We start from the raw sequence: 25,362 nt of genomic DNA, 5'->3' as shown, positions 1-25,362 counted from the left end.
AAGTTACTGATATTATAATGACGACAACTAACTACTTGTATTTTTGAATTTATATCTTGTAAGAGGCTCGTCAGAGGTGATCCGCCGAGACATAGCGCTGAACTGTTGGCAGATAGACACCGGTAAATACTGAAGGTTGCTTCACAATGAGAGCGAACCTCACAAGAGAGGTCGTACACAAGCAGATTGACAGGCTGTGTAACATGTCGGAATAATAGGCGTATTGGGTTGGCCCAACACAATTAACCGCTATCATTTCAATATGTTGTAATTGTGAAGTTTAGACGCAAGGGTCAGGATTGCAAATATGCCGCAACTTGTGGCTATACCAAACAGAACATCATTTATGAGAAATGATCTTTAGGGTTGACGCTACACAGAACGCAAAACACAGAGACAGGAGGCAACAACATGTCGCTCATTCAAACCACGCCACCGGAAAAGGCTGAGGGAAAGCTCGCAGAGCTTTACGCTGAAGTTGAGCAGCTTTTCGGGATGGTTCCAAACAACGTACGGATGCTTGGGGTCAGCCCAGAGATCCTCGACAATCAAATTCAGCTCATGGGGTACTATATGGGACATCCCACCCTGAGCGCGCCGCTTCTGGCCATGATACGCATGCTTGTATCAAAGGCATGCAAATCCCCCTACTGTCAGAATCTGAACACGGGATTACTGAGCAAGGCAGGGTTCACCAAAGAGCAAATAGCGGCCATGCAGGATGATCCGAGCCAAGCGCCTCTGGACGATAAGCAGAAGGCTCTGCTACTCTTCGTATTAAAGGCTTGCGACAACCCGCATTCGGCGACCGCTGAGGATTTGGACCGTTTGAGAGCTTTGGGGTGGGATGATAGGGACATCTTCGAAGCAGTGGCCCATGGGGCAAGGATGGTGGGGACCAACATAATTTTCGACACGTTCAAGGTCGATATGGACTGATGAAATTATGGGAACGGGCCGGCCCTGCGCTTCCGCATCGCTCCTATGGTTTTGCAGCGGTTAAGGGAGCCGTTCCCATGACTTTCTCACATAGCGGACACTGAGCCTGTTTTCTTGTCTTCCTGGCGACCAGTATATGCAAATCATTAGAGGGAGGTGAAGTTTGGCGTGGTTTTTGTGAAAGTATTATAATCGGCAACTAATTAATATTTATGGCTTAATTGGCAATATGTGTAGTTTTGGAAGGTTTTCCGGCTTTTCTTCAATAATAGAAAGTAAATTTAAATTATTATTCTTTTTGACAATAAAATATTCTCTTTCGCGTAATAATAAAGAGTAATAAAAATGCATAAATAAGAGTTTTATATAATTATGCCGAAGAGTTAACTCTTCCCAAAAATTTCACAAAACTACACGGTTTTACAAAAGAGCGCCAGTCTCTGAAAAACGGGGAGCAAATCTATCTATACCCAATTTCCGAAAAAACATTCCATTCCGGTCTCTCTCAGGCTTTACATCCAGATGTTTCTCAATTGCCCTGGAAAACTTGTTCCGTCCCAGCGGTCTGTACCCGCATCGTTGAGCCCATTCCTGATATGCGGCGTAAAGTTCATTCAGCCTCACGAGATGGCGGAAATTTCCTTCTCCCGGCAGGACCCTGACATTACGGTCTGCAATAAACTCGACTATCGGCTCAAGGTTTCTCTGGTAATCCTGAACGGCGGCGTCACAAATATCGGAGGTCGAAAAGCGCTGGTTCTTCCGAAGCCGGTTCAGCCCTTCAAGCGCCCATTTGAGAACTCCGCTTATCTCATTGGCGATAATCCGACTAGCCCTCTGGGGATCTGAATCGTCCTTGCCGAAACGCTTCGGGAAAGGAATAATTATCCAGCGTCGCAAGTACCCGTAGCTATCATCGGTAGACGGAGGCAGGTTGTTTCCCGCTGTTATCAATTTTGCGAAATTGCGGAATTTGAAAGGTTTCATGAATTTTCGTTCCGCGGTAACCGGGTCGCCGGTCACGAGCGCCTTGAATATCGAATCATTGACCAGCTCTTTTGAGCTTACTTCGGGACTGATATTGACGAGTTTGTTTTGAAGCTCTGAGAGCTTGAATCTGTCTCCCAGTCTGGCTAGATGCACTGCGCTCACATTTTCGCCGCCAACCAGCTTTTCAAGAACATCCAGGATCACGGATTTGCCGTTTGAGCCCTGACCATAAAACAAAAAAGCCTTTTGCGGCCACACATCCGGTGTAAGACAAAAGCCGAAAAGTTCCTGCAGAATGGAGCGGGCGTCCTCGTCCGGAATTATATCTTTGACCGTTTCGAGCCATACTGGGCACTGGGCCGTTTCTTCCAGCGTTATGGGATTCTGAAATGTGAACTTGAAATCCGGGTTATGATCCAGAAAATCCCCGTTCTCAATGTTGATTATTCCATTGCTGATATTTAACAGGCCCGGCGGGTTAATGTCATCAGTCCTTGTGAAGCACGTGATACTCAATAGCTCCGATACAGCTTTGACTTGATAGGCCTGAGCCTCCGATCCAATCAGTCGCATGGCCTCCCGGCAGATCTCTTCTTCATAAGTTTGGCGATAATATCCGTCGCTGTATTGATAGAAGGTTCCATCAACATAAATCGTCGGTGTTTCCTGAATGATAAGATCAACATAATCAAGAGGATGAAATCCTCCAGTTTTTTCGTAACCTTCTTCTACAGAAGTTTTTTTCTTCAACTCAGCGAGTAGTCTGCGCTTTTTAAAGCCTGTTACGGATTTTATCCTGTCCAGATAATAGTCCGCGATTAAGGGGCCTTTGTTGGCAATCGCCTCGTAGAGCTTTTCGAGTTTGTCCGCGACGGCTTCAGGATCGCTTCGTTCATGACTCAAATAGAGTTCAAGAAATTGTTGAGCCTCAATGTCATGAAACTTTGTGATTTCCCGACTTGAGAGGAAAGAGTTGATGTCGACCTTGGGGGAATCATCTTCCAGCGGCAATGTCTTGATTGAGACTCCAAAACCATGCTGAAAAAGTCTGAGTCCCTGTTCTATTGCTGATCTTTGTCCGGTACCGTTTTTATCAGAGTCGAAACAAAGGGTAATCGTCTTGATGTTGGTTTCTTTCAATAACTCGATTCTGTCAGGTGTCAGGCCCTGGACGCCAAATAGGGCTATAGCGTTTGACACTCCCCGGTCGATGAGTGTCAGTAGGTCAATCACGCTTTCCGTCAGATAGACATCTTTTAGATTACGACATTGGTCGATGTTGAATATTGCCCTTGGTTGAGGCGGATCCGTAAGTCCGCAGTTCGCGTGTCTGGGTTTGGCTGATTCGTGAATTGCGCGGCCGTAGAAGCTTACGATACGACCGTTACGGCGCACGGCGAAAATCGCCCTACCTGCAAACAGGAACCTTCCGCGTTTGCTCAGCAAACCGGCGTTTGAAGCTGTCTCGCAGTTGCGGAATTCGTAATCCGGCGGCAGATATCCCACCAACCCCCGACATGTTTTTCGCGATATTGAGCGTGATTCCAGATAGGTGTAAGCGGGACCCGGGTCTCTGAGGGCGTCTTGCCATACTTCTTCATAAGGGTCTTCTATCCTGGAACAAGTATCCCGGCCACCTTTGGGAGATCTGGCGATTACCCTTGGTAAACCGGTTTGTTCGGCCAGCCAATTCTTGACTGAAATGAAGGATTCTCCCCTCGGGTTTGGATTGCCAAGCAAAAATGCGCCCACCAGACCGTAGCTGTCAAAACGTGTATTGCATGAGAAACAATAGGCGTGATCATCGTAAACATGCAAACTGGGGCGCTTATCCTGATGAAGTGGGCAGGATATTTTTCCATCACGACATGTTCGCGCTCCAAATCTCTCAACTATTGTGCGCAATGGCATCGAATTCTTGTAAGGATCATCCGTCAAACTGTCGTGTGACGCTACTTGAGTTCCGCATGCGGCGGCAAATCGCATACTTTTATCTCCTTGATTTCCGGGTGGTTGTTGATTAAACTGGTTTTGGCGCCGGTTGTTTGGAAGGTTACATCCCGTCTGAATTCTCTTGCGCCAGCGGATTGGAAAGTATCACTATGCGCTAAGAACATTGTAAAAAGGGGGGTTCCACCGGGTCAAGGGCTAATTAAAATTGTGGGCTTCATGAATTGGAACTCCAGAAAATGAAATGCGGCGGCGAAAAAATCCTTGATAATGATTCAGGCAAAACCACCAAAGCCCCATTCCCTGAACTTGATCTGCTTTCGACTGTTTTTAAGAAATATCCCGGAATACTGGCAGTGTATCTGTTTGGCTCAGCCGCTACCGGTAAGGCAGACGCCGCAAGCGACCTGGACATTGGCGTGTTACCAAAAAACTCTTCGCTTCACGCCAAAAAACTGGATATCCTCACAGACTTGGCTTCAGTCGGATTCTGCGAAGTAGACCTTGTTTTCCTGGATGTCAAGGACATTGTTATAAGATTCGAGATAGTCAAGCATAACAAAGTCATATATCGAACGAACGATTTCGACAGCGGGGAATATTATTCCAAGGTTCTACGTATGTATTTTGATTTCCTTCCTTATTTGAAGGTCCAGCGTGAAGCCTTCAAGAGGAGAATCCTTGATGGTCAACAAAGAAATTTTACATAAAAGGCTTGGTAAGATTGAGGAATATCTCGGTATTCTAGACCGGCTCAGAAGATTTAGTCGTGACGAATTTCTTGAAGAACCTGAACGATACGGAAGCGCCGAGCGATTTTTACATTTGTCTATAGAGGCGATCAACGACCTAGGAAACCATATAATTGCAGACCTGAATTTGGGTGATGTTAACTGGCAAAGTGATATTCCCCGAATTCTTTTCGAAAAAGGCCAACTGTCGGAAGAACTCAGGGATAAGTGGATCAAAATGATTGGGTTCAGAAACGTATTGGTTCATGAATACCTGAGTATAGACCGTGAGCTTGTTTATGATACGCTGCACAACAACCTGCGAGACTTTAGGGAACTGATGGCAGCCTTGGCGGGATGGATTTAGGGAATCAGAAGAATATTGTAAGGCTGCGAGAGTCCGATCGAGATATCCATAAAATTAACACACATGCGAGGTATTTGATACAGAAAGACATCTTGATTCGGCTCGAAAGACAACGATGGCCCGCTTGCATGAAACCAGTTCTTCAAGTGGGCCATCATTTCGATTTGAACAAAGTGTTGCGCCTGAACTAACTCCTAGAATTTGGGCACGGCGAACAAATAGCCACCAAATATTAAATAGGCGAGTAGAAGTGTCCAGAGGATATTGATACCCTGAGCTAAAACGAAGGCCGCAGCGGGCTTGCCTCCTCCCATGGTCGAGATTTCACGGAAGTTTGTTTCCAGTCCGATGGAAGTAAACGCAAGAGCGAACCACATTGTTCGAATGCCGCCAAGGGTACCTTTTGTGGCGTTGACGGTTTCCGGGCTGAGTATAAAAGAAAAGAGGATTGACATCGCCATAAACCCCAAGACAAATTTCGGGAATCTTATCCAGATTTCTATTAATCCTGGTTTTTCCCCACCGGGATTTTGCTCCGCCTTCTTGAAGGTCCAGACAACAGCTAGAATAAAAGCCGCAACTCCAATAAGGACGTTCTGTGACATTTTCACGATGACGCCCACTTTCATTGCGGTCTCACTGATCAGAGAGCCGGCCGCTACGACTGACCCACTGGTGTCCAGCGTCCCGCCGAGCCATGCTCCGGCAACAGCGTCCGGTATTCCACACCACTTGGAAATTAACGGCTGTAGAACCAACATCGGCACAGCGCAAATAAGGACCAGGGACGTAGTATAACTAAGTTTCTTCGGGTCACCCTTTATAGCCCCGGAAGTCGCGATTGCGGCTGAAACTCCACAAATAGATACTGCGCTTGAAAGGATGGCGGCAAATTCTTCGTCTATCTTGAACTTCATGCATATCCAGTAACAGGTGTACCAAATTACGGCTACAACAAGCACTCCCTGAATCATACCCAGGGCTCCGGCCTCCATAATCTCCCCGAAAAGTATGTTGGCGCCTAATATCACCAGTCCTGTTTTGATATAGAACTCAGTTCTCACCGCCATTTCAAGCCACTTGGGAACGCCTATGACATTACTTATAAAAAGCCCCAACGCCAAACACCAAAGGACGTATTCGAGACCATAGTAATTCACGGTCTGGTTGCCGGCGATGAACATCGACAGCCACGCCAGAATGAACACAATAGGGAAACCAATGGCGAATTTGCCAATGTTTACCGAGAGCAAAGCCAGGGCAATAGCGCTCAGAATTAGAATCCCCAACGCGATGTAAATGGAGTTTATAATGTTGTCGGACGAAAACACCTTGTCAATGAGGTTTGAAGCGCTATCTCCAATTGCCTTTCCAATTTTTGAGGATTTCTTTTTGAATGAAGCGTCTTTCAGTCCTTTGGCCGCGTCCTGGAATTTCTTGGCCGCGTCCGCTACTGCTTTGCGGTCTCCCTTTTCCATGGCCGCCTTGAGCGCTAGAGCCTGGGTTTGAAACGCCGTTTCTCCCTGATCACCGGCGGTCTTGGCCAGCTTATCAACCGATGGTATCGCTTCAGCGACAAAGGTCTTGAACTCTCCGTCAGTAGCCCATTTGAACTTGGGAATTTTGATTGTCAGACCTGCTACGACCAGAGCAATGATCAAGAATCCCAACCAAACGGCCAGCCAATCTTCACTTCTGATTAGCGCCGACCACTGCGATTGCTTCTCAGGCATCTCCCGACCTCCTGTGAAAAAAAAATTTGATGAGTTACAGCGCTTTGTATCACTCGGCGCCCGGCATTAACCGGGCCCCATGTTGATCATGACAAAACCGTGGACTTTTTCAAGCAATTTATTCGCTTTACACTAAATTCCGTAAAGGTAATAACAACTCCTGCAACCAATGGGAGGTAACGGAAAATTCCTGGACCTGGGAAAACCATTCGGATCGAGCAAGAAAGACTTGATTGACTCAATAACACTTACTGACAATCGGTTCTCGAACAATTTGCGAAAGTCCACATAGTCTCTTGATTCGATAATATCCCTGAGACTAGTTTCCTTAATATTGCCAAACCGATAGACAGGGGTTTCTATTTTCTGGCCATCGAAGTACCTGTGATTCATGTAAGCCAAACTTATACAGGGCGACACAAAACCATCGACAGATACAAAAAGTGTCTTCAAGGGATTCTGTTCACAAATTGGGCTCTCCGACGCGGTTAATTCATAAACCCTGAAATTTAATTTCAGTTTGGCGGCTCGTTTTTTAGCTTCTTCAATAACCCTGGAAATGTCTGTAGCCATGTCGTCTTCAACGGGGATTCCAAATACACGGTCAGAGTCATTTTTGGAATTGACAATAACATCCAGATTTTTCGCAACCACGAAATTGACCCCAAAACTGCTTGCCAGGTCAATCATATCAGGTAGTTCGAAATAATTCGCTTTCATCATTACGAAGAAAATCATTAGGGATGGGCGCATGTCATTTCGTCTATTTCTGACACTCCTGATGTATTCGAGATTATCCAGCGTATCCTCAAAAGAAGCGCCGATCCTGATTTTTTGGTACGTTCCCGATGTAGCGGCGTCTATTGAAAAAGCTACCCAGTCGAGACCGGCGTCAAGCAACTCGTCGAACCTGTTTGGACTCAATAACACGCCATTAGTGCTGAATCCCACCCTACAACCGGAATCCTTGGCAATCCGGACCATTTGATCGAGGTTCTTATTCATCAGAGGTTCACCGGATCCGGTGAGATCGATTTCTTCAACGCTACTAAAATCTTTAGACAACGACTTGTAAAGATCCAAGTCCATGTCCCTTCCAGAACGGTGAAGATGTTCCCAGGGACACATTACACACCGAAGGTTACATCGGGTTGTCGGTTCAATTTGAAACAGCCGGAAATTTCGTCTCTTCATGACTTTGTATCCGTGCGCATTGGGTGAGTGAGTTGGGCCAAAGCCTAATCACTTTACGGTGTCGCTGGAAATCATCGCCTGTTACCGCGGTCTCTTTGGGGTCTTCTTTCCCGCTGGTTCTGGTTTTGTTGCTGTTGAGGCGGCCTGGCTGGTCTGGGAGGACGTTTCATATCCTCAAGCGCGATGCCTAGTGGCCCTCCCGTGACGACAGTGGTTGTTATTTCGCCATTATTCATCACACTCAATGTTACCTGGGGAGTCCTTGTGTATTCTTCGACAAGCTTTTTGACGCTTGCTACTCTTAAGCCGGTCTCCCCGGCGTATTCCACCAGAACGTCACCGGGAACTATGCCGACCCGGTCCGCTATGCCCCCTTTTTGAACTTCCACCACCTTTACTCCTGGGGAAGTTTCCAGTTCCTGCAACCGTGACAGGATAATACGGGCGTTTATGGTATCCCCCATTTTACGAAATTCTGAGAGAGCATCCGTGTAGAGTTCCTTAGCCTTAAATGTTCTGTTACGTTCAGCGTATATTCCCGCAATTGTCGCCTTCACTCGCGCTATCCATTTTGGATCTTCCCGCCGTTCGTAAAGCTTCAACGCCTTTTCAAGGTTCTCTATCGCATTGTCCCACTGTTGTTGCTGAGCTGCGAACATGGCTTGTTGGAAAAGCCTGATACCGTCTTCTTCACTCGGCGGCATGGCGGCCGAAGCTGATGATCCCCTTGAGGACGAGGCGCTTTCCGAATCATTTTGAGCGGTTGTCGATTGAACTCCCCGGGTGTCGTCTTCGAGCACGACACGGAATCCAAGATTCCAGAAGCTCATGGTTTCTCCGGAAAAGCCCCTGAAGGCGCACCGGCAATCAGCGGGACTGGCGAACCAGTTACCACCTTTGTTCATTCTCGATGTTCCAGTCGAGGGCCCTTGAGGATCATTAATTGGCGATGTCTCATAGTAGTTCCGGTCATAATGGTCCTGAACCCACTCCATGACGTTTCCTTCCATGTCGTAAAGTCCGAACCGATTTGGAGGATAGGTCCCTACCGGCGCCACGGTCTCGTAGCCATCGTTCACAGTAGTCATGCTGTCTGGTAATTTTGGATTACCATCCGCAAAATTTGTGTCCCGGTCACCCGGAAGCTTGTCCCCCCAAGGGTATCTAGACCATACGGAGCCGCCTCGACAGCACATCTCCCATTCCGCTTCCGTTGGCAGCCTGTATTTGCGTTTTTCTTTGCCACTCAACCACTTGCAAAAAGCCTGCGCGTCATTCCATGAGATGTATACAACCGGCTGATCGTCCGCAAGCTTCCAGGGGCACGAATCCCACTTCCTGTTTTTCTGGGGAACCCATCTGTTTTCCTTATTGCTGAAATCCATCCCGCCATCCGATTTCTGCGCATCCGTCTTATACTTGGTGTCGTTCACAAAATCCCTGAACTGCTTGACTGTTACCTCATACGCGCCCATATAAAACGGCTTCGTTATCCGGACCGGATGCAAAGGGGTTTCGTCCTGAAACCATTGTTTGTGGCCTTCCCGCCATACTTTTTTAAACGTAAGCCTGAGCCAGTCAAGTTCCTGCTTTGGACTTCCCATCATGTATTCCCCGGCTGGTATCCTTACCAGAGTCATGCCGATCGAATTTTTGTAGACGGTTTGCTTTTTCGGGGACTCCAGCAACATGTTCAGGCCTTGTAACGGCCTAAGCCACGCGGAACAGTCATTGCTGTCCCCCTGGGTTCGCTCGCATTCCTTGAGGGCCTGCCGAAATATTTCCACTGCGCGACCTTTGTCACCCTCCAGGGAAAGTTCACCGGCCTTTTGGATTTTTTGAGCAATTTCTTCGGAGGCGGAGCAAACTGACGCCGGCCAGAACAAAATCAAAGCTGCGAGGAGAGCGAGCGCCGGGAGAACAATTGGAGTATAGTAGGTTTTTTTTACCGAACTCCGCCAGGGCAGAAAGCCGTTTAAACAATTGTAGACCTTAAACAAAAATGACAATAATAGCTGTTTAACATTAGTGAGATACCTGTTTTTAGGTCTAAAATATATTATAGATTCATTATAATTAACATTGACTATTTTTCTTAATAAATTGGTTTCAAAAATTAATTTAATCATAGTAAAATTTCCTTGACAAAAAAATATAATCGAGGGAATTGTAGCAGAGAACAGGGGTGAGTCAAGTAAGGACTTAGGACCTGAGCCCTGTTACAGTCGGTATCAAATGTAAATTAGAAAAAGATTGACAACATTGACTAAACATGGTACCGATTAAGAAATGTTTTTTTGGATATTCTTAAGGGAGCAACTGTTTTCGATTAGAAGACAGCGAATGTATTCTCGTTTAATGAGGAGGTAACGATTTCAATGAGAAGATTTGCAGTGACGCTCGCGGTTGTAGGTATGGTTATGTTGTTCGCTTCATACGGCTTCGGATTCTATGCTTGGGCTCCCTATTCATCATGGGGCAATGCATCATCCAGCAGTAGCAGCAGCGGAAACTATACAGCCAGTTCATCCAGCAGCGGCTATTGGCCGGCTGCCTCTTCAAGCAGCAGCGGAACCGTAGCATATTGCTGCGCCCCGGCTTCAAGCAGCAGCAGCGGCGGCTATTGGCCGACTGCCTCTTCAAGCAGCAGTGGAACCGTAGCGTATTGTTGCGCCCCGGCTTCAAGCAGCAGCAGTGGCTATTACTGGCCGGCTAGCTCCTCAAGCAGCGGTTACTATCCTGCGAGCAGCTCTTCAAGCGGCTGGTTCTAAGATCAATTTTTGATAAGGACTAATTATAGCTTTTTGACCTAAAAAGCTTAGTGGAAAAAAGCGATCTTTTACTCAAGGATCGCTTTTTTTATTTGTCCCAGCATGGGACCATTTTTAAGATTATGAAAACAACGAAAATCCTATCCCTTGGGCTATTATTGCTGGTTTGTCTTGGCCTGTTCAGTTCGTGCCAGGAGCGTAAAGCGCCTAGCACAACGACACAAGTTCCTTCAGAACTGTTAGGGACTTGGGTCCTCGCCGCTCGCATTGTCGATGGACAAGAACAGCCTGCCAATGACCGCGTAATAAAACTGGTGTTTAGAAAAGACGGAACTTTTCACGCAAGTTTTAAAGGCGAGCCAAAACAGGCGTGGGTAGCCGCGGGTAAGGGAGCCTACTCCTATAACTCTCCATTGATGTCGTTGCACTGGGATTCAGGAAGAACCGTCCCATTGTTAATCAGCGTGTTGAACCCCGACAGGATACGTGTTCATCACGGGAGAGAAATGACGCCTATGACTGATCAGGAACCTGATGAAATTTTTCAGAAGACCCAACAGGAAAAAGGCCCGACCCGCTAGGAATCTTCGCGTTTCCCGTCGCCTTTTCAGTGTCTGGCCAGGTTGATCAGGCCCCCCGCCAACAGAATTTTCCGTTCTCGAGCTGTGACTTCCAGTTTTACAATGATTAGTCGCCCGGACTCGGTTTCAACAGCTTCAAGTGTTTCCAGTCCGTCTTCTATGTTCTTTCTTATCCCGGAGATTTTCAAACGACAACCCGCTTTGAGGAATTCATAGTCATCGGGATTTTCAAACCGCAGGGGCAATATCCCAAAATTTATCAAATTGGCCTTGTGTATTCGGGCAAAACTCTTGGCGAATTTTGCTCTTACCCCAAGGAACCGAGGGGCAATAGCGGCATGTTCCCGAGAGGAGCCTTGGCCGTAGTTTTCACCGGCCACAATAAACGTAGATCCCAACTCCTTGGAACGATTCGGGAAATCCGGATCTATGTTGTTAAAAACAAATTCACTGATCGCGGGTATGTTGCTTCTCAACGGAAGCACCTTGCTCCCTGCCGGCATAATGTGATCCGTCGTGATGTTGTCGTTAACTTTCAGGGCTACGAGTCCTTCAAGATCCTCTTCCAGTGGTCCAAATTCTGGAAATGGCATGATATTTGGTCCCATAATTAACTCAACGGGTTCTCCGGGATCCGGTGGATAAATCAGGTTCTCATCGTTTATGACGTAACTCTTTGGATTTGAAACCTCGGGATATTCTCCCAACCTTCTTGGATCCGTGATTTTTCCGAAAATCGCCGAGGCGACAGCGGTTTCCGGTGAGCAGAGATAGACACTGTCCGGAAAGCTTCCACTACGACCCAGGAAATTTCTCGGAAAGGTTCTCAGTGAAACACTGCCGGTTCCGGGCGCCTGCCCCATACCTATACAGCCAAGGCAGCCGGACTGATGTATTCTCGCTCCGCCTGTTATCAGATTCGTGAGACCACCGAATGTCGTCACATTGAGCAGAGCCTGATTGCTACCAGGATTGATCTCAAAGCTCACATCCGGATGACAATGTTTACCTTCCATAGCTTTGGCGGTGATCATCAGATCACGGAATGAAGAATTGGCTGATGATCCTACAATCACCTGGTTGACAGGAATTCCTTCGATTTCAGATACTTTCTTGACGTTGTCCGGGGAACTGGGAGTAGCGATCATGGGTTCTATCTGGGACAGATCCATTTCAATTATTTCATGGTAATGAGCCTCAGGGTCCGCTTTTATCTCTGTCCAGACAGCCCCTCTTCCCTGGCTTTCCAGGAATTCTTTGGTCCTCTCGTCCGAGGGGAAAATACTTGTAGTTGCCCCCAGTTCAGCCCCCATGTTTCCTATGACCGAGCGGTCGGTAGCCGACAGGGTTTCTACACCTGAACCACAATACTCATAAATCTTGCCGACCCCGCCCTTGACCGACTGGCGTCTGAGAAGTTCAAGAATAACATCCTTTGCCGACACCCAAGGCTGCAAACGACCAGAAAGTTTCACACCGATTATTTTGGGCATATTCAGAAAAAACGGCTCGCCGGCCATTGCCATGGCAACGTCTAATCCACCCGCGCCAATGGCCAGCATTGACATCCCTCCATTTGTAGTGGTGTGGCTGTCGGAACCCAACAAGGTCTTCCCAGGAACGCTGAATCGTTCCATATGAACCTGATGAGAGACTCCGTTGCCCGGCCTGCTGAATATCACACCAAATTTGGCCGCCGCTGTTCGCAGGAATCGATGATCGTCCGCGTTTTTGAAATCAGCCTGAAGGAGATTATGATCTACATAGCTTACTGAGAGTTCGGTTTTCACACGGGGTATCTTCATGGCCATGAATTCAAGGAAGACCATTGTCCCCGTGGCGTCCTGAGTCAGAGTATGATCTATTCTTATAGCTATTTCGGATCCCGGCTCCATTTTACCTTTGACGAGCCGCCCTTCTATGATCTTTTCCGCTACAGTTTTACCCATTTTCCATTTCCTTTAGTAACTAACAAATTCCGCCATCATAATTTGAAGACCTATTGGATCTATCTCAACCTAATGTTGGAAGCCAATACTGGACAGTATTCTTGATCATCTGATTCGCGCCGCCTTTTACGATCCGATTGTGGCACGGTAACAGCATGTCGATATTCAAGTTCGAAATTAGTTCCAGAGATTTCTTCAAGCTCTCCGGATCGGCTGAAAACAGGTCATATCTGCCGATGGCCCCGTCAGCGTAAATTGTATCTCCTGACAGGAAAATTTTCCTGGATTCGTCGTACAGGCCAATGCTTCCAACGCTGTGACCCGGAACATGGATTATTTTGAATTTGTTTCCATCAATCTCCAGGATTTCTCCACCCTTGAGTTTCTTGTCTACCTTAAATTCAAAAAACCTTTCCGGGACTGAATATTGGGATCTTATCATGGACTCAAACATCTTGTTTCCAAATACCAGTCTGTCGTCCCCACGTTCGAGATACCGGGCTTCATCCTCATGAACCCAGACTTCCAGATGGGGACCTCTATCGAGGAATTCGCGCAGACACCCTATGTGATCCAGATGCGTGTGCGTCATTATGATTCTCTTGACCTGGTCCAAAGAGATCCCGCAGCCTTCCAGTTCACTGATCTTATATTCCCCCATCTCTACGATTCCACAATCTACTATGGTCAGATCCGAAGAGCCGATTTCTCCCAAAACATAAATGTGAGAATCGGGCATAAATTTGTCTCGTCCAGCTATCCACAGGATTCCGTCAGCAACTTTATCTGCCAATTTTCGCTCCATAAAATTCGTTAGGCCGGCGCATAAACATAATGTTTAGGCGAATATCCATTCCCAGTCATTTTCAGGAATGAGGTTCTTTTTTATCTGGTTGGTGTACTGTGACATGATTATCCACTCACCCTTGCCATAAGCTACCGGCTCAAAGTTTGAACCGCTCCGCGAGAATATCGTTCCACTTGCGGTGAAAAATCTGGGCGCCGCTGGATTGCCTCTAATTCCTGTCGGTTCTCCAACGAACAAGAGTTTCTCGGTTCTTCCTACAGGTCTGAGCAGAGTAAACTCGAGCCTGACTGACAATCCTGCTGATTTGGTCAACATGAATCCGGCCCAGGCCGTATTTTCGTCAAATATTGAGATCAGGGCCGCTGGATGCAACTCTTCTTTGGCAATAAGAAAATACTTTGCCCTGTCAAAATCATCCGGGTGGTCTCCCCACGGAACGGTAACCTGCACCACCGAATCGCCTTGGTGAACCCTGAATCTTCGTTGTAGACCGGGATCCTGTCTGGCGTGACCGCAGACAAAGCAGTTCCTGTAGTATGGCAGCGCTCGAAAGTTGTCATAATTCAGGAACGCTGTCGGCGTTTGAGGGTCGACAATTTCCGCATGAGCTATTTCAGCCCGCAGATATGGCTTTTTATCGCCGGATTTTGTAATCTTGATATCCAGGCCATCCGAGGACGAGTTCAGTTTTCCTACTTCAAAAATAGCCTGGTCACCGATGAATATCCCGGTTCCTCCGAATTTGAAATTCACGGTAACCGGATAAAATGGCTTTCCGAGATTTCGCCACGCATCCAGACACAGCCCCATACCTATGCCACCATGGGGAATTCCCACAAAACCTTCATGTTTAAAATCGAATTGAATTGCAGTAGCGAATTTCCCATCAGAACCACTTTGAAAATCAACCGGCATGAATGGGTCATTACCGGTAAGAAATGAATGGGGATTGTCTTTTAACAACATTTTCCAACCCTGTCTAAACGATAATTGAAATAAAACAGGGGCCAGTAGCTCAGTCAAGCTCGGTCCCTGTCGGTCGGTCATGGCTCGGGGCCGTCTATCTATCAATAAATAGTGACACCGCTTCACCACCGCCCAGACATAGTGACGCCATCCCTGTCTTGGCGTTACGCTCGCGCATGGCATAGATCAATGTCGTCAATACTCTAGCTCCACTCGCGCCGATCGGGTGACCAAGGGCGACTGATCCACCATTTACGTTACATTTTTGAACGTCCAAATCCAGTTCTCTCATCACTCCCACGGTAGAACCCGCAAAAGCCTCGTTGATCTCCATGAGATCGATGGACTTGCAATCAACACCTTCTTTCGCGGCTACCTTCGGGATGGAAAGCATGGGGGCCATCAACACGTATTTCATATCCAGACCGGCGCTTCCTTGAGCCCCCACTCTCGCAAGGATTTCAAGTCCCTTTCTCTTGGCGATGTCTTCAGCCACGATACATAGGGCGCTTGCGCCATCCGATATGACGGATGCGTTTCCGGCTGTAGCGACTCCGTTTTTTTGAAAAGCCGGCTTCATTTTGCTCAATAGTTCATAAGAGGTTTCTCTCGGGCATTCGTCAGTGTCAAAGACTTTCGGATCCCCCTTTCTCTGGGGAATCATGACCGGCATTATCTCCTGCCTGAATTTTCCGTCTTTTATAGCTCCTAACGCCCGTTCATAACTTAAAGCGGCGTATCTATCCTGGTCTTCTCTCGAAATGTTGTACTTCTCGCTACAGAGGTCGTTGCTTATTCCCATGTGAAAATCATTGACTATATCCCAAAGACCATCATGAACCATGTGGTCAAAGAGAGTTCCATTATTCATCCTGAAACCAAATCTGGCCTTTTCAAGATAGTATGGCGCAGCGCTCATGTTTTCCATTCCGCCCGCCACGACAATGTCCGCGTCGCCTAACTGAATGGCCTGGGCTGCCAGCATTACGGCTTTAAGGCCTGATCCGCACACCTTATTTAGTGTAAAGCATTGGGTTTCATAGGGAAGCCCGGCCTTAATACAGGCTTGCCTGGCCGGATTCTGGCCATAGCCGCACGGGAGGACCTGCCCCATAATTACTTCATCAATCTCAGACTTGTCTAATCCTGAACGCTTTACTGCTTCTGCAATAACCAGCCCACCCAGCGTAGTTGCGCCTATGCCGCCCAGAGTACCGTTGAAACCTGCTAAAGGTGTTCGAGTAGCGCTTACAACAACTGCTTCACGTACCGATTTCATACACAATTCCTTTCCTAGAGATATTTGTCTATAAGTATTTCGGCTATTTGCACAGCGTTCAACGCTGCCCCTTTTAGAATGTTATCTGAAACAACCCAAATATTCAGACCGTTGTCTATAGACTCATCCTCTCTGATTCTCCCGACTAGGGTAAAATCCTCTCCAGCGGCCAGAGCTGTCAGAGGGTATTCATTTTTGGAAGGATCATCCAGAACCTTAATCCCGGGCGCTTTGCGAAGAGCATCCCTTGCCTGTTCAGCCGTAAGCTTTGTTTCCGTTTCTATGTTCACGGATTCAGAGTGTCCAAAAAACGTGGGGACTCTGACTGTCGTGGCGGTCACCTTTATAGCGGGATCCAGAATTTTCCCCGTCTCCCAGACCATCTTCATTTCTTCCTTTGTGTAATTATTAGGAAGAAAGACATCTATGTGAGGTAAACATTCGAAGGCTATGCGATGAGGGTAAACACTGGTTTCGACCTGACGAAACGGTTTTAATCCGGCCCAGAGTATATTCAAGCTATCATCTTTGGTCCAGTCGATAGCGTTCGCCATGCTGCGGGATTGTAGCAGCATTTCCTCCAATGCGTCCTTGCCGGTTCCCGAAACTGATTGATATGTTGAAACTACGATTCGTTTTATTCTTGCGGCGTCATGGATCGGTTTCAAAGCCACCAGCATTTGAATTGTAGAACAATTCGGGTTGGCGATTATGTTCTTTACGGTGTAATTGGCTATTTGTTCGGGATTTACCTCTGGAACAACGAGGGGCACATCCGGATCCATCCTGAAATGGGCCGTATTGTCCACCACTACACATCCAGCCTGCGCCGCGCATGGGGCAAATTTCGCGCTTATTGATCCTCCGGCTGAAAAAAGGCCTATATCTACCCCTTCAAACGATGATTCTTTAAGCTCCTGGACCGGATATTCCTTTCCGTTAAATTCAAGCTTCCTTCCGGATGACCTGCCGGAAGCCAGCAGAACTAAATCCTTAACAGGGAAAGAGCGTCGTTCGAGAACCTTGATCATCATATTGCCCACAGCGCCGGTAGCCCCGACTACTGCAACAGTGTAACCATCCTTTTTCATCATGTACCTCAAACAAAGATATTTTTTTTTAGCTTACGCCATCGATCCCGATGAGAAGTCTATTTTCCGGAACGAGTAGCTCCAGGGGTCTGAATTTCGTTAAGCTGATCCACCGGGATCCTCTGCAATGATAAGTCCCCGGAAGTCGTGTCTTTTTTAAAAATCCAAATCCTTCCGGTTTCCGTATCCAACATGAACGTGTGGCCTTTGACGTTTGGTGAGACAAAAACCTGAAATCGTCCGGAGCCGACAAGATATCCGGAGGCCTCGCCTGATTTCACGGTACCTGCGGATAAATCCTTGCCCAAGGGCCACTGACCGTAAGCCGCCATGTCCAGGAATGTGGGAGGGGCTAAGAAAACCAGCAACAGGAAAAACGCGGTCTTGGTCATGTTGGTCCTCGCATATTACCATTTTTGTTTAGTTATACTCATCATAGCCCTTAGCGTCAAAGGCGAATTGAGGAATTAGAAAAACATTGGCCACTATCGGCCGTGCCCGACTCCCTTAGACCTGGCGAAAAGCTATATTCATTGATTTACATAATACTCCAACGTTTCCTGGTTACGAATTCTGACACTTGACCAGCCGGGCGCTTTTGTGCTATCCTTGTTGCGCTAAATAAGATTTTTATAATTTAATCATAGACATTTATTCAACTTTTAAAGACGTGACTTTAACTTTTATGAAGCGGTTTTAAAAGATAAGTTGATAACATTATGAGAAAAAGTTTTTTATCCTTCGTCACCTTGTGGGCTGTTTGCGCATACTGCCTTACTCCCGCGTTTTGCGAAATGACCGCTGAGGAAATCCTTACGAAAAGCGCTGAGCAGGGCTTTAAAGACACTTTTAGAATAGCGCTCACGATTCAGACGTTCAAAGGCCAAAAAAAATCGTCTACCCAGGCGCTATGGGTCTCGGGCAGACTGAAAAATGGTCAGGCCGACTTCTTTTTTGATTTCGATGAACCCAAGGAATCAAAAGGGTTACGCTTTTTGCTGTTAACCAAGCCGGACGAACAGCCCAAGATTTTTATGTACTTGCCCGCGACTGGAAAGACTTTACCCGTAGTGACCGACCATCCCTCGTCGGACATTGGAGGCACGGGATTGCATATCGATGACATCCTGGGTTTTGTTCCAAAATCCGGAGAGAAATACTCAATTTCCGGAGAAGAGAAACTGAATGGGCAGGATTGTTGGATTATCAAGATTGTGAGGCCCGACAACAAGGGTGAACGTCTCCTCTGGGTTCAGAAAAACAATTTTATTACCGTAAAGTCTCAAGATCTGGATAACGACAAGAAAATCACAAGAACCTACCGTGTAATTGAGTTCTTCAAAACCGAAGACGGAAAAGAATTCCCACGGGAAGAAGAAATCACTGATCCAAAGAAAAATTCCCGTATTTTGGTCAGGCAGGAGAACGCTGTTTTCGGAATTGAACTTTCAGGTAAATTGTTCGATCCGCAACAATTTGGGACCTACAAGTGGAAAAACTAGCAAACTCTGGCGGTTGCAGACCGGACTATAAAAGTGACAGGTGTTCTATAAAAATGTCAAGAACCGGACTCTTTCAATCCTTGAGAATGTCGCTGATTATCGTTTTGTTGGCCGGAGCATTGTCGGGTTGCGGATTGTCCACGATCAACAGAATGCAAAACAGCATGGAACAAATGACGTATTATATGGGAGTGGTAGCCTCGTCCATGCCTCAAATGGCGTTCAGCACAAAGCGAATGGCCGATACGGCTGAGGGATTGCAACGAAAGTCCGAAGGGATGATGAACGATTTCCAGAAGAAAGGTGTTTCTACGGAAAGAGCCGTACAAAATTACGCTCAGACTTTTATCGATAATGATAGAGCGATCATCAAGAATTTGCAGGGGATCAAAGAGGAACTGTCCAACCTCAAGCAGCCTTCCGCCCAGGCCCGATCTTCAGAGCCGCCTCAGAAAAATCAGGAACGAATCAATTCCACCATTCTCGAAAGGCTAGGGAGACTTGAATCTCAGTTGCAGGCCATTTCAAACAGGACGAACAAGACTTCTCCATGATTAGGCGTTCCTAATCATTAAATGTGGGGCATCCGTGGGGTAGGATTCACAGGTCTCAGTGAATTTCCAGGTGGACTTCTTTTCCCTTTTCCTTCAACATTGCGGCGATTGACTGGACACTACGACTCTTGAATCCCATTTCCTGGGGAAGATTCGGATTCAGATGAGCCGGATTTATGGCCTGTCCCAAAAAAATGTAAATGCAATCAGCGAGCAAGAACTCCCTCGTAAGCAAACTGGCCCCATCACGCAATCCCGAGAGTTCGTCCGTTTCCTTAATTTTCTGAAGAATTTCAAGAGAATGGTTGACCGTATGGACCCCTTCCGTGACGAGATCAATCCCTTCCATCTTACCGGTAGGTGGAATCTTGTTGGTCATGGTCGATAGATCAACTGTTACGTCTTTTTCCAGGATTTTTGCAAGAATGCCCGCAGTGGTGCCTCCACTCACTATCTTCCGCCCCGGCAACTCAAGGAAGCGTTTAACTACATCCATGTCGTCCTCACGTCTTACCGGTGGACCGATCATGAACGCGCCGAATCTCTTATGCCTGATTTTGAGAACACCTACTGTAGTATCATCCCCAGGACGATCCTCGTAGAGTTGCTTCGCCTGATCAACAAGGACCTGCGCCACCTTCTGCGCTGAAACATCTTCGTAGACCTGGGTTTCCAGGAATTTCGCTATCTTTTCCCAGTCCCAGCCCAAATTCAGCAAACCACCTATTCCGGCGTGAATCTCTCCATCGCTCACGGTTATCAACCAGTCTCCAGCTTCAGCGTGAACGTGGGCTTCCCTTATTTTTCTGGAACCCAGGGTCTTGTCCTTGTAATTGAGTTTACTTATGTACCCGCGTTTCAGATAGAAAGTCGGAGGATTGTCAAATTCCGCGAGGTATACCCTTCCATCGTCTTTAACTTTCAACAAGGTAAATGTGCTGTAGGCAATTTTTCTTACTTTACATTCCGGTAAGGTGTCAGTCAGAGTTTCTACGACTTCTTCGAGCGGGAGCCCTCTTTCCATAAGACGAGTAGCTATCTTTGTAGTCAGGGTCGCAAGGATATTCGCTTTCACGCCACTCCCAAGACCATCCGACAACACCATGAGTTTCCCGTCACCAATGGATGCTACGGAAAGAGAATCTCCACAGAGAATCTCTCCGTATTTGCAAATAGATGCGCCACCCGATTCAATGTAGAGAGGTTGACTCATCTGATTGCTCCAACGTTTTCAGCGAATTTTATAAGCTCAAAAAGGGCCGCCTTCGTCTCTGCCGTGGTCTCACCAAGCAAACCGGCGATTTCCTGGGCCACTCGCATCTGTTGATGGATAACCTGCTGAGCCCTGTTGATAGTTTCCGTCTTAAAAACATCCGCCTGCTGGTCTTTCATGACTGTTTCCGTCACGTCCAGCAACATGAGAACCCTCAGATCCTCTTCCGGCAAGTTGAAATTGTACAGCTTGGCCGTCCTGCCCAGCTTTTCAAGTTTCAGCCACTTGGATCCACCCGATTCTTCAGCGTTATCCAAAGGATCTACTCCAAACAAGTCCTTGAAGCTTTGTCCTTTGACATCTTCCTCAGAGTCTTTAGCTGTTAAATCGAGAAAGGCCCGGTTGTTGTACACTACCCTGTGAGCGTCATCAGCAAGGGCTATGGCCACTGGCAAGCGCTGAAAAATGGTCTCCGCTCTCTGCGCTGCGTGCTCTCGCCTTGTCTTTGCCAACATTGACCGGGTCTGTAACGCGGTATAAACCATCAGTAGTATCTGGTGAGGTCCAAAAGGTTTCGGAATATAGTCATAGGCTCCCAGTTTGACGGTTTCAACCGCATCTTGAGTCGCCTTGAACGAGGCGGTCAAGATAACCAAAACATCCGGCTGCCTGATTTTAATCTCTTTGAGCAGCGCTTGTCCCGTCATTTCAGGCATTTCTATATCTGTAATTACGACATCGTAAATTTCTCTCTCCAGCTCAGCGAGGGCGCCAGGCACGGACTGGTTTGTTATCACCTCAAATCCGTCATTTTCCAGTATACGTTTGCAGATTTCGAGAACCTGATCATCGGTGTCTATTACCAGAATCCTGGAATCAGCGAGGCTCCCCTCGTCCGAAGTCCCAACAGGCACCAAAGGATCTGAGATGTGAGCCATGATGTGGGCCATACCATCGGCCATCTTCTCGAGGGAGGCCAGTTTCTTGACTCTTTCGACCTGTTCTCTGGCCTGGTCTAACTGTCCGGTCTGCTCCGCGACTTTTGAAGCGAGCTGAGTGCCCCATTCTTCCAACTTTTTTCTTGATTCAGCGAGATTTCTGATCATCAGATTAAATGTCGCCGCAAGCTGGCCGACTTCGTCCCTGGCGACTACGGGCACTTCGTGGGTCAAATCTCCTTCGGCGGCCCCCTTAGCTGCGTTGAGCATCTGTTCAAGTGGTCTGTTGATCCAGTTCACGAGGAAATACGATATGGCGCCCATTAGTATTACCCCGCAAAGAGCGATGATCAAAAAAGCGCCGACAAGGCGATCAACAACTGAAAGAATCGGTTGCTCCAGGCTAGCCACCTGAATGGCGCCTATCACTTGGCCCGTGTAGTCCTTAATCGGCTCTGTAGCCGTCAAGTAGTCGTCCTCAAACTCTCTTTCAGGCCTGACGACTATTTCCCCTCTTTTCAGAACCTGATCCCGAAGACTTGGATTCATTTGAAAACCAACCGTCGGGATTTTGTCGGGGCCACGCAGGGAGGAGCTAATAGCCACATCATCCTGAAAAATGGCCACGAATCCCTTTTCCTTTTCCGCATAAGCCACATCTTTAAACAGGCGCTGGGAAATTTGTTCAACCATGGAATGGTTGTTGTTTATCAGGATCCCCCCGTATGCTACCCCTATTAATTTGGAATCCTGAAAGATAGGATATGCGGCTTCCAGGGTAAGGCCTTCTTTAGGAAGCTTCGTGCCCAACCTCTGAGCCAAAGTTGGGTTATCTTCAACCAACTTTTGAATGTTGGTGATTCTAAAACCTGAAGCGCCTTTCCCGGATACGGCTGCCTCGATTATCGGGTTGACCGCCAAATTTTCGTTTGTTGACTCGAGTTGAAAGGCTCTAGCGACCAGGTTACCTTCCGGATTCAAGATAGAAAGGAAATCGAGATCGTTTTCCAGATTCATCATCGCGAGGCGATTTCTAATCGCTGAAATGTTGCCGCTCTGGAGGTATTCTTTTATCTTGTCCGATCCCCCAATCATCCTTATCCTGAGTTCAAGGTTCTCCCTGTAGCTATGTATAATAAACGCCGCTGTCGCGAGATCGCTCGAGACCTTTTTCTGAGCCTCTTCAATGATCGTGTGTCGGGCAAGGCGCATGCCAAGGATCATGGTAAGCAGGCCGACAAACACGGCCACTCCTAGAAACGCCCCTAAAACTTTCTTTTTTAATGAAAAATCCTGAGCCCAACCTGTGAAGTTATCCCAGCTTTTCCAAGGCACGCGAATGGTCTGTTTTTGTTCCATGTCCCGCTACCCTCTCAGATTTTGTCTAGAATCTCCTGTTTGAAAATCGCCTTGGCGTCGTCAACTGTATTGGCGTGAAACAACACATCATCTACCAACAGATTAGCGCCGTCGGTACAATGATCCATGCAAAACGACCCCTTTAACTCGACTTTATTCTCAAGTTCGGCGTCTTTTATCGCGTCTTTGAAATAATTTATAATATCGTGAGAGCCTTTAAGATGGCATGCGCTTCCCACGCATACAGTAATGACACGCATAAGGGACAACTCCTTTCGCTAACTATGGTGGACAGGAAGATTACAATTCAAGAAATCACAATGCTCTCAAGAACTCCGGCCGGAGCGCTCGTGAATCTTTAGAACTGAGTATAGCGTCTATGGCATCCAGGATCTTTTTTTTGTCCCGGGGAAGAGTAGCTTTAACAGGCAAATAGTTGGAAGCGTGATTGGATCTGAAGACGCAGTTTGTGAACGAAGACTCTGCTATGATCGTCCTGAGTTCCTCGATAAGCCCGAAAGGATCAGGAAGTTTGAATTCGCCTGTTGTAAACTCGCTATGCAGGGGGGTCCCAGGAACCAATATCACACTGAGCGCTCCAACGTAATCAGGATCCATATCAGTTAGTATCGCCGCTGTCGCTCTGGCATGATCAGAACTTCCCTCAACACCGCCTATTCCCAGGAGAACAGTAACAGAGAGGGTTATGCCGGCTTCCTTGACCCTATGAGCAGCCTCTACGAGTTGTTTGTAATCAGCTCCCTTACAAATCTTCTTCAAAAGCTTCTCGTCCCCGGTTTCTACGCCCAGGTATATGATCCCAACCTTTAACTCTTTAAGCCGTTTAAGTTCATCCACTGATTTCCGTAAAATGTCCTTGGCGTTAGAATAGACCCCTATCCGCTCCGCTTCCGGATGAAAACGATTCACTAATTCAAGAATTTCTATAAGACGCTTTTGCGGAATACACAGAGCGTCGCCATCGGCCAGAAAAATTCGGCTGACAGGACCCATACTCATTGAGTCGGCGAGGTCCTCGGTTATCTCTTTGATGTTTCTGATGGAAAATGGTTTTTCCAGGTAACTTCCGCAAAAGGAGCATTTGTTGTGACTGCAGCCTAGCGTCACCTGGATTATAAGGCTTTCCGCCTCGCTTGGCGGTCTGTAAACGCTTCCAATGTATCTCAATAAGGGATTCCTCCGTATCTGCGCAATTTAGCGGTAATCAATACCCTCTTTTACAAATTTGTCGAATTTCTTGATGGCGTCTTCATAGTCAGGTCCATCAACCTTTAGTAACACATAGTAGACGTTTTCCGAACCGGGAATCAGATAGAGTATTTTTCTTTCCGGAATTACCGGACCGACCAAAATCGGGGTCTTAACCCCGGAAACAGGATCGTCCCATATTGATTCAGACCAACCCGAAGGTATGTCTTCTGGGGATTTTCCGGATTTTGTCTTGAGACGCTTTCTTTTTCTGATGTATTTTGTGTTAAAAATTACCTTATACGCTGTTTTCCCATTAACGGTAACATATTCTTCCCTATCTCCCGGATGTATTGTCTCTCCATCGGGAAAAAGGGAAGGATAGTGAATTGCCAGATTCTCTACCGACTTGGAAACGGGGGCTTTCCGAAGCTCGATGGAGACATCGTCGCCAGAGTCTTCATACTTAACGAAACGGCTGTTTTCATCAATTAAGGGGAGCGGTTTATATTTGATTTCAGCCATTCCTACGGGGCCGAAACAGCTCTGCGTAAGGACTGCAACGATCCCCGTGGAAATGATGACTAAAAAAAACCTTAAAATGGTAAACATTCGTTGTCACGGCCTGAAACCGGGTTTGTTTCAACGCTACCAATTTCCAGCCGGGGTGGCAAACCTTTTACTCGGTTATTATTTCCGCTACGGTTAAGAAAAGATCTGACTCTCTTAACACTCCAATCAATTCGGCTCCGTCATAAACCGGCAACACCGTGATCTTGTTAGCGTACATCAGTTGCATAGCGTTTAGGAGATCGTCTTGCGCCTGGATTACACCTCTAACCTTTAACATCACATGTTTTATCTTGGTGTCGGCATTCTTGATTACTCTTGCGCGAAAACTCAATCTTGATTCGTCCAGTTCGAGACTGTCCGCTTGCGCAAAAGCCATTGTAACACCAAGAGCCTCGAGTCGGTCCGTCAATCCACCGGTTATTTCAGGGATCATAACTTGCAAAATAGTCCTGAAATCCAGGATTCCCACCAGTTTTTTTGAAGAATCCAACACCAATATGTTTCGGTGCCCCGCTTCAGTGCACTTTCCAGTCTCCACCTGACAATACACTTTTCTTAAAGCCAAGATCGCTTCTGACAGGGGGCTATCTTGATTAACCACTGCATAATCGCCTATCGGCACTATCAGGTCTGCAACTTTTCTTGTTAATGGCATTGTCATTACC

23 protein-coding genes are annotated in these 25,362 nt (G+C 47.1%); 7 read left to right on the top strand and 16 right to left on the bottom strand.

The annotated features are described in order from the left end of the window. Positions 1-411 precede the first annotated feature (411 nt). Positions 412-939, top strand: coding sequence for a hypothetical protein (locus tag WC647_12365; protein MFA6223098.1), 528 nt, complete (start codon positions 412-414; stop codon positions 937-939). Between the two features lie 420 nt (positions 940-1,359). On the opposite strand, the gene WC647_12360 is transcribed toward WC647_12365, so the two are convergent. Next, positions 1,360-3,915 carry a phage/plasmid primase, P4 family gene (locus tag WC647_12360; GenBank protein ID MFA6223097.1) on the bottom strand — a complete coding sequence of 852 codons (2,556 nt, stop codon included), beginning with the start codon at positions 3,913-3,915 and terminating at the stop codon, positions 1,360-1,362. A gap of 203 nt (positions 3,916-4,118) precedes the next feature. Here WC647_12360 and WC647_12355 point away from each other — a divergent pair, with 203 nt between their 5' ends. Both WC647_12355 and WC647_12350 read left to right on the top strand, forming a co-directional pair. Further along, positions 4,119-4,589, top strand: a complete 471-nt coding sequence (locus tag WC647_12355) for a nucleotidyltransferase domain-containing protein (GenBank protein ID MFA6223096.1) — start codon at positions 4,119-4,121, stop codon at positions 4,587-4,589. Further along, a complete protein-coding gene (locus WC647_12350) occupies positions 4,564-4,977 on the top strand; it encodes a DUF86 domain-containing protein (GenBank protein MFA6223095.1) in 414 nt (137 codons plus the stop codon). The genes WC647_12355 and WC647_12350 overlap by 26 nt, the downstream gene beginning before the upstream one ends. A gap of 194 nt (positions 4,978-5,171) precedes the next feature. Here the strand turns inward: WC647_12350 and WC647_12345 are convergent, their stop codons facing one another. From WC647_12345 to WC647_12335, 3 genes are all read right to left on the bottom strand, one after another. Continuing rightward, entirely contained in the window at positions 5,172-6,710 is a 1,539-nt protein-coding gene (locus tag WC647_12345; GenBank protein MFA6223094.1) for a putative sulfate exporter family transporter, read from the bottom strand. Between the two features lie 132 nt (positions 6,711-6,842). After that, positions 6,843-7,904, bottom strand: coding sequence for a radical SAM protein (locus WC647_12340; GenBank protein ID MFA6223093.1), 1,062 nt, complete (start codon positions 7,902-7,904; stop codon positions 6,843-6,845). Positions 7,905-7,975: 71 nt separating this feature from the next. Continuing rightward, entirely contained in the window at positions 7,976-10,033 is a 2,058-nt protein-coding gene (locus WC647_12335; GenBank protein MFA6223092.1) for an SUMF1/EgtB/PvdO family nonheme iron enzyme, read from the bottom strand. Positions 10,034-10,282: 249 nt separating this feature from the next. Here WC647_12335 and WC647_12330 point away from each other — a divergent pair, with 249 nt between their 5' ends. Then, the gene (locus WC647_12330; protein ID MFA6223091.1) at positions 10,283-10,675 is read left to right on the top strand and encodes a hypothetical protein; all 393 of its coding nucleotides are present in this window, start codon (positions 10,283-10,285) and stop codon (positions 10,673-10,675) included. A 122-nt stretch (positions 10,676-10,797) separates the two neighbouring features. Further along, positions 10,798-11,256, top strand: a complete 459-nt coding sequence (locus WC647_12325) for a hypothetical protein (GenBank protein MFA6223090.1) — start codon at positions 10,798-10,800, stop codon at positions 11,254-11,256. Positions 11,257-11,282: 26 nt separating this feature from the next. Here the strand turns inward: WC647_12325 and WC647_12320 are convergent, their stop codons facing one another. From WC647_12320 to WC647_12295, 6 genes are all read right to left on the bottom strand, one after another. Next, positions 11,283-13,205 carry an aconitate hydratase gene (locus tag WC647_12320; protein ID MFA6223089.1) on the bottom strand — a complete coding sequence of 641 codons (1,923 nt, stop codon included), beginning with the start codon at positions 13,203-13,205 and terminating at the stop codon, positions 11,283-11,285. A 64-nt stretch (positions 13,206-13,269) separates the two neighbouring features. Further along, a complete protein-coding gene (locus WC647_12315; GenBank protein MFA6223088.1) occupies positions 13,270-13,998 on the bottom strand; it encodes an MBL fold metallo-hydrolase in 729 nt (242 codons plus the stop codon). Between the two features lie 45 nt (positions 13,999-14,043). Further along, entirely contained in the window at positions 14,044-15,060 is a 1,017-nt protein-coding gene (locus WC647_12310; protein MFA6223087.1) for a hypothetical protein, read from the bottom strand. Between the two features lie 13 nt (positions 15,061-15,073). Then, positions 15,074-16,258, bottom strand: coding sequence for an acetyl-CoA C-acetyltransferase (locus WC647_12305; protein ID MFA6223086.1), 1,185 nt, complete (start codon positions 16,256-16,258; stop codon positions 15,074-15,076). Between the two features lie 14 nt (positions 16,259-16,272). Beyond that, positions 16,273-17,349 (bottom strand): aspartate-semialdehyde dehydrogenase, encoded by a 1,077-nt coding sequence (locus WC647_12300; protein ID MFA6223085.1) that lies wholly within the window; start codon positions 17,347-17,349, stop codon positions 16,273-16,275. 59 nt (positions 17,350-17,408) lie between these two features. Then, the gene (locus WC647_12295) at positions 17,409-17,741 is read right to left on the bottom strand and encodes a hypothetical protein (protein ID MFA6223084.1); all 333 of its coding nucleotides are present in this window, start codon (positions 17,739-17,741) and stop codon (positions 17,409-17,411) included. A gap of 327 nt (positions 17,742-18,068) precedes the next feature. Between WC647_12295 and WC647_12290 the strand changes: the two genes are divergently transcribed. Continuing rightward, positions 18,069-18,851 (top strand): outer membrane lipoprotein-sorting protein, encoded by a 783-nt coding sequence (locus tag WC647_12290; protein MFA6223083.1) that lies wholly within the window; start codon positions 18,069-18,071, stop codon positions 18,849-18,851. Positions 18,852-18,904: 53 nt separating this feature from the next. After that, positions 18,905-19,405, top strand: coding sequence for a hypothetical protein (locus WC647_12285; protein ID MFA6223082.1), 501 nt, complete (start codon positions 18,905-18,907; stop codon positions 19,403-19,405). A 55-nt stretch (positions 19,406-19,460) separates the two neighbouring features. Here the strand turns inward: WC647_12285 and WC647_12280 are convergent, their stop codons facing one another. The 6 genes from WC647_12280 to WC647_12255 form a co-directional block, all read right to left on the bottom strand. Then, complete coding sequence (locus tag WC647_12280; protein ID MFA6223081.1) at positions 19,461-20,618, bottom strand: SpoIIE family protein phosphatase; 1,158 nt, start codon at positions 20,616-20,618, stop codon at positions 19,461-19,463. Next, a complete protein-coding gene (locus WC647_12275; GenBank protein MFA6223080.1) occupies positions 20,615-22,915 on the bottom strand; it encodes a response regulator in 2,301 nt (766 codons plus the stop codon). The genes WC647_12280 and WC647_12275 overlap by 4 nt, the downstream gene beginning before the upstream one ends. A gap of 14 nt (positions 22,916-22,929) precedes the next feature. Next, on the bottom strand, positions 22,930-23,175 hold the full coding sequence (locus tag WC647_12270) for a (2Fe-2S) ferredoxin domain-containing protein (GenBank protein MFA6223079.1): 246 nt from the start codon (positions 23,173-23,175) through the stop codon (positions 22,930-22,932). Positions 23,176-23,230: 55 nt separating this feature from the next. Beyond that, positions 23,231-24,103: a radical SAM protein gene (locus WC647_12265; GenBank protein MFA6223078.1), complete on the bottom strand. Its 873-nt coding sequence runs from the start codon at positions 24,101-24,103 to the stop codon at positions 23,231-23,233. A 27-nt stretch (positions 24,104-24,130) separates the two neighbouring features. Next, a complete protein-coding gene (locus WC647_12260; GenBank protein MFA6223077.1) occupies positions 24,131-24,736 on the bottom strand; it encodes a hypothetical protein in 606 nt (201 codons plus the stop codon). A 67-nt stretch (positions 24,737-24,803) separates the two neighbouring features. Next, entirely contained in the window at positions 24,804-25,352 is a 549-nt protein-coding gene (locus tag WC647_12255) for a CBS domain-containing protein (GenBank protein MFA6223076.1), read from the bottom strand. Between the last annotated feature and the right edge of the window lie 10 nt (positions 25,353-25,362).

The sequence above is a fragment of the Desulfomonilaceae bacterium genome (assembly GCA_041662605.1).
In the GTDB taxonomy this organism is placed as follows: domain Bacteria; phylum Desulfobacterota; class Desulfomonilia; order Desulfomonilales; family Desulfomonilaceae; genus CAJBEZ01.
Note: the sequence above shows the minus strand (reverse complement) of the source record. Positions and strands in the feature narration are given on the sequence as shown.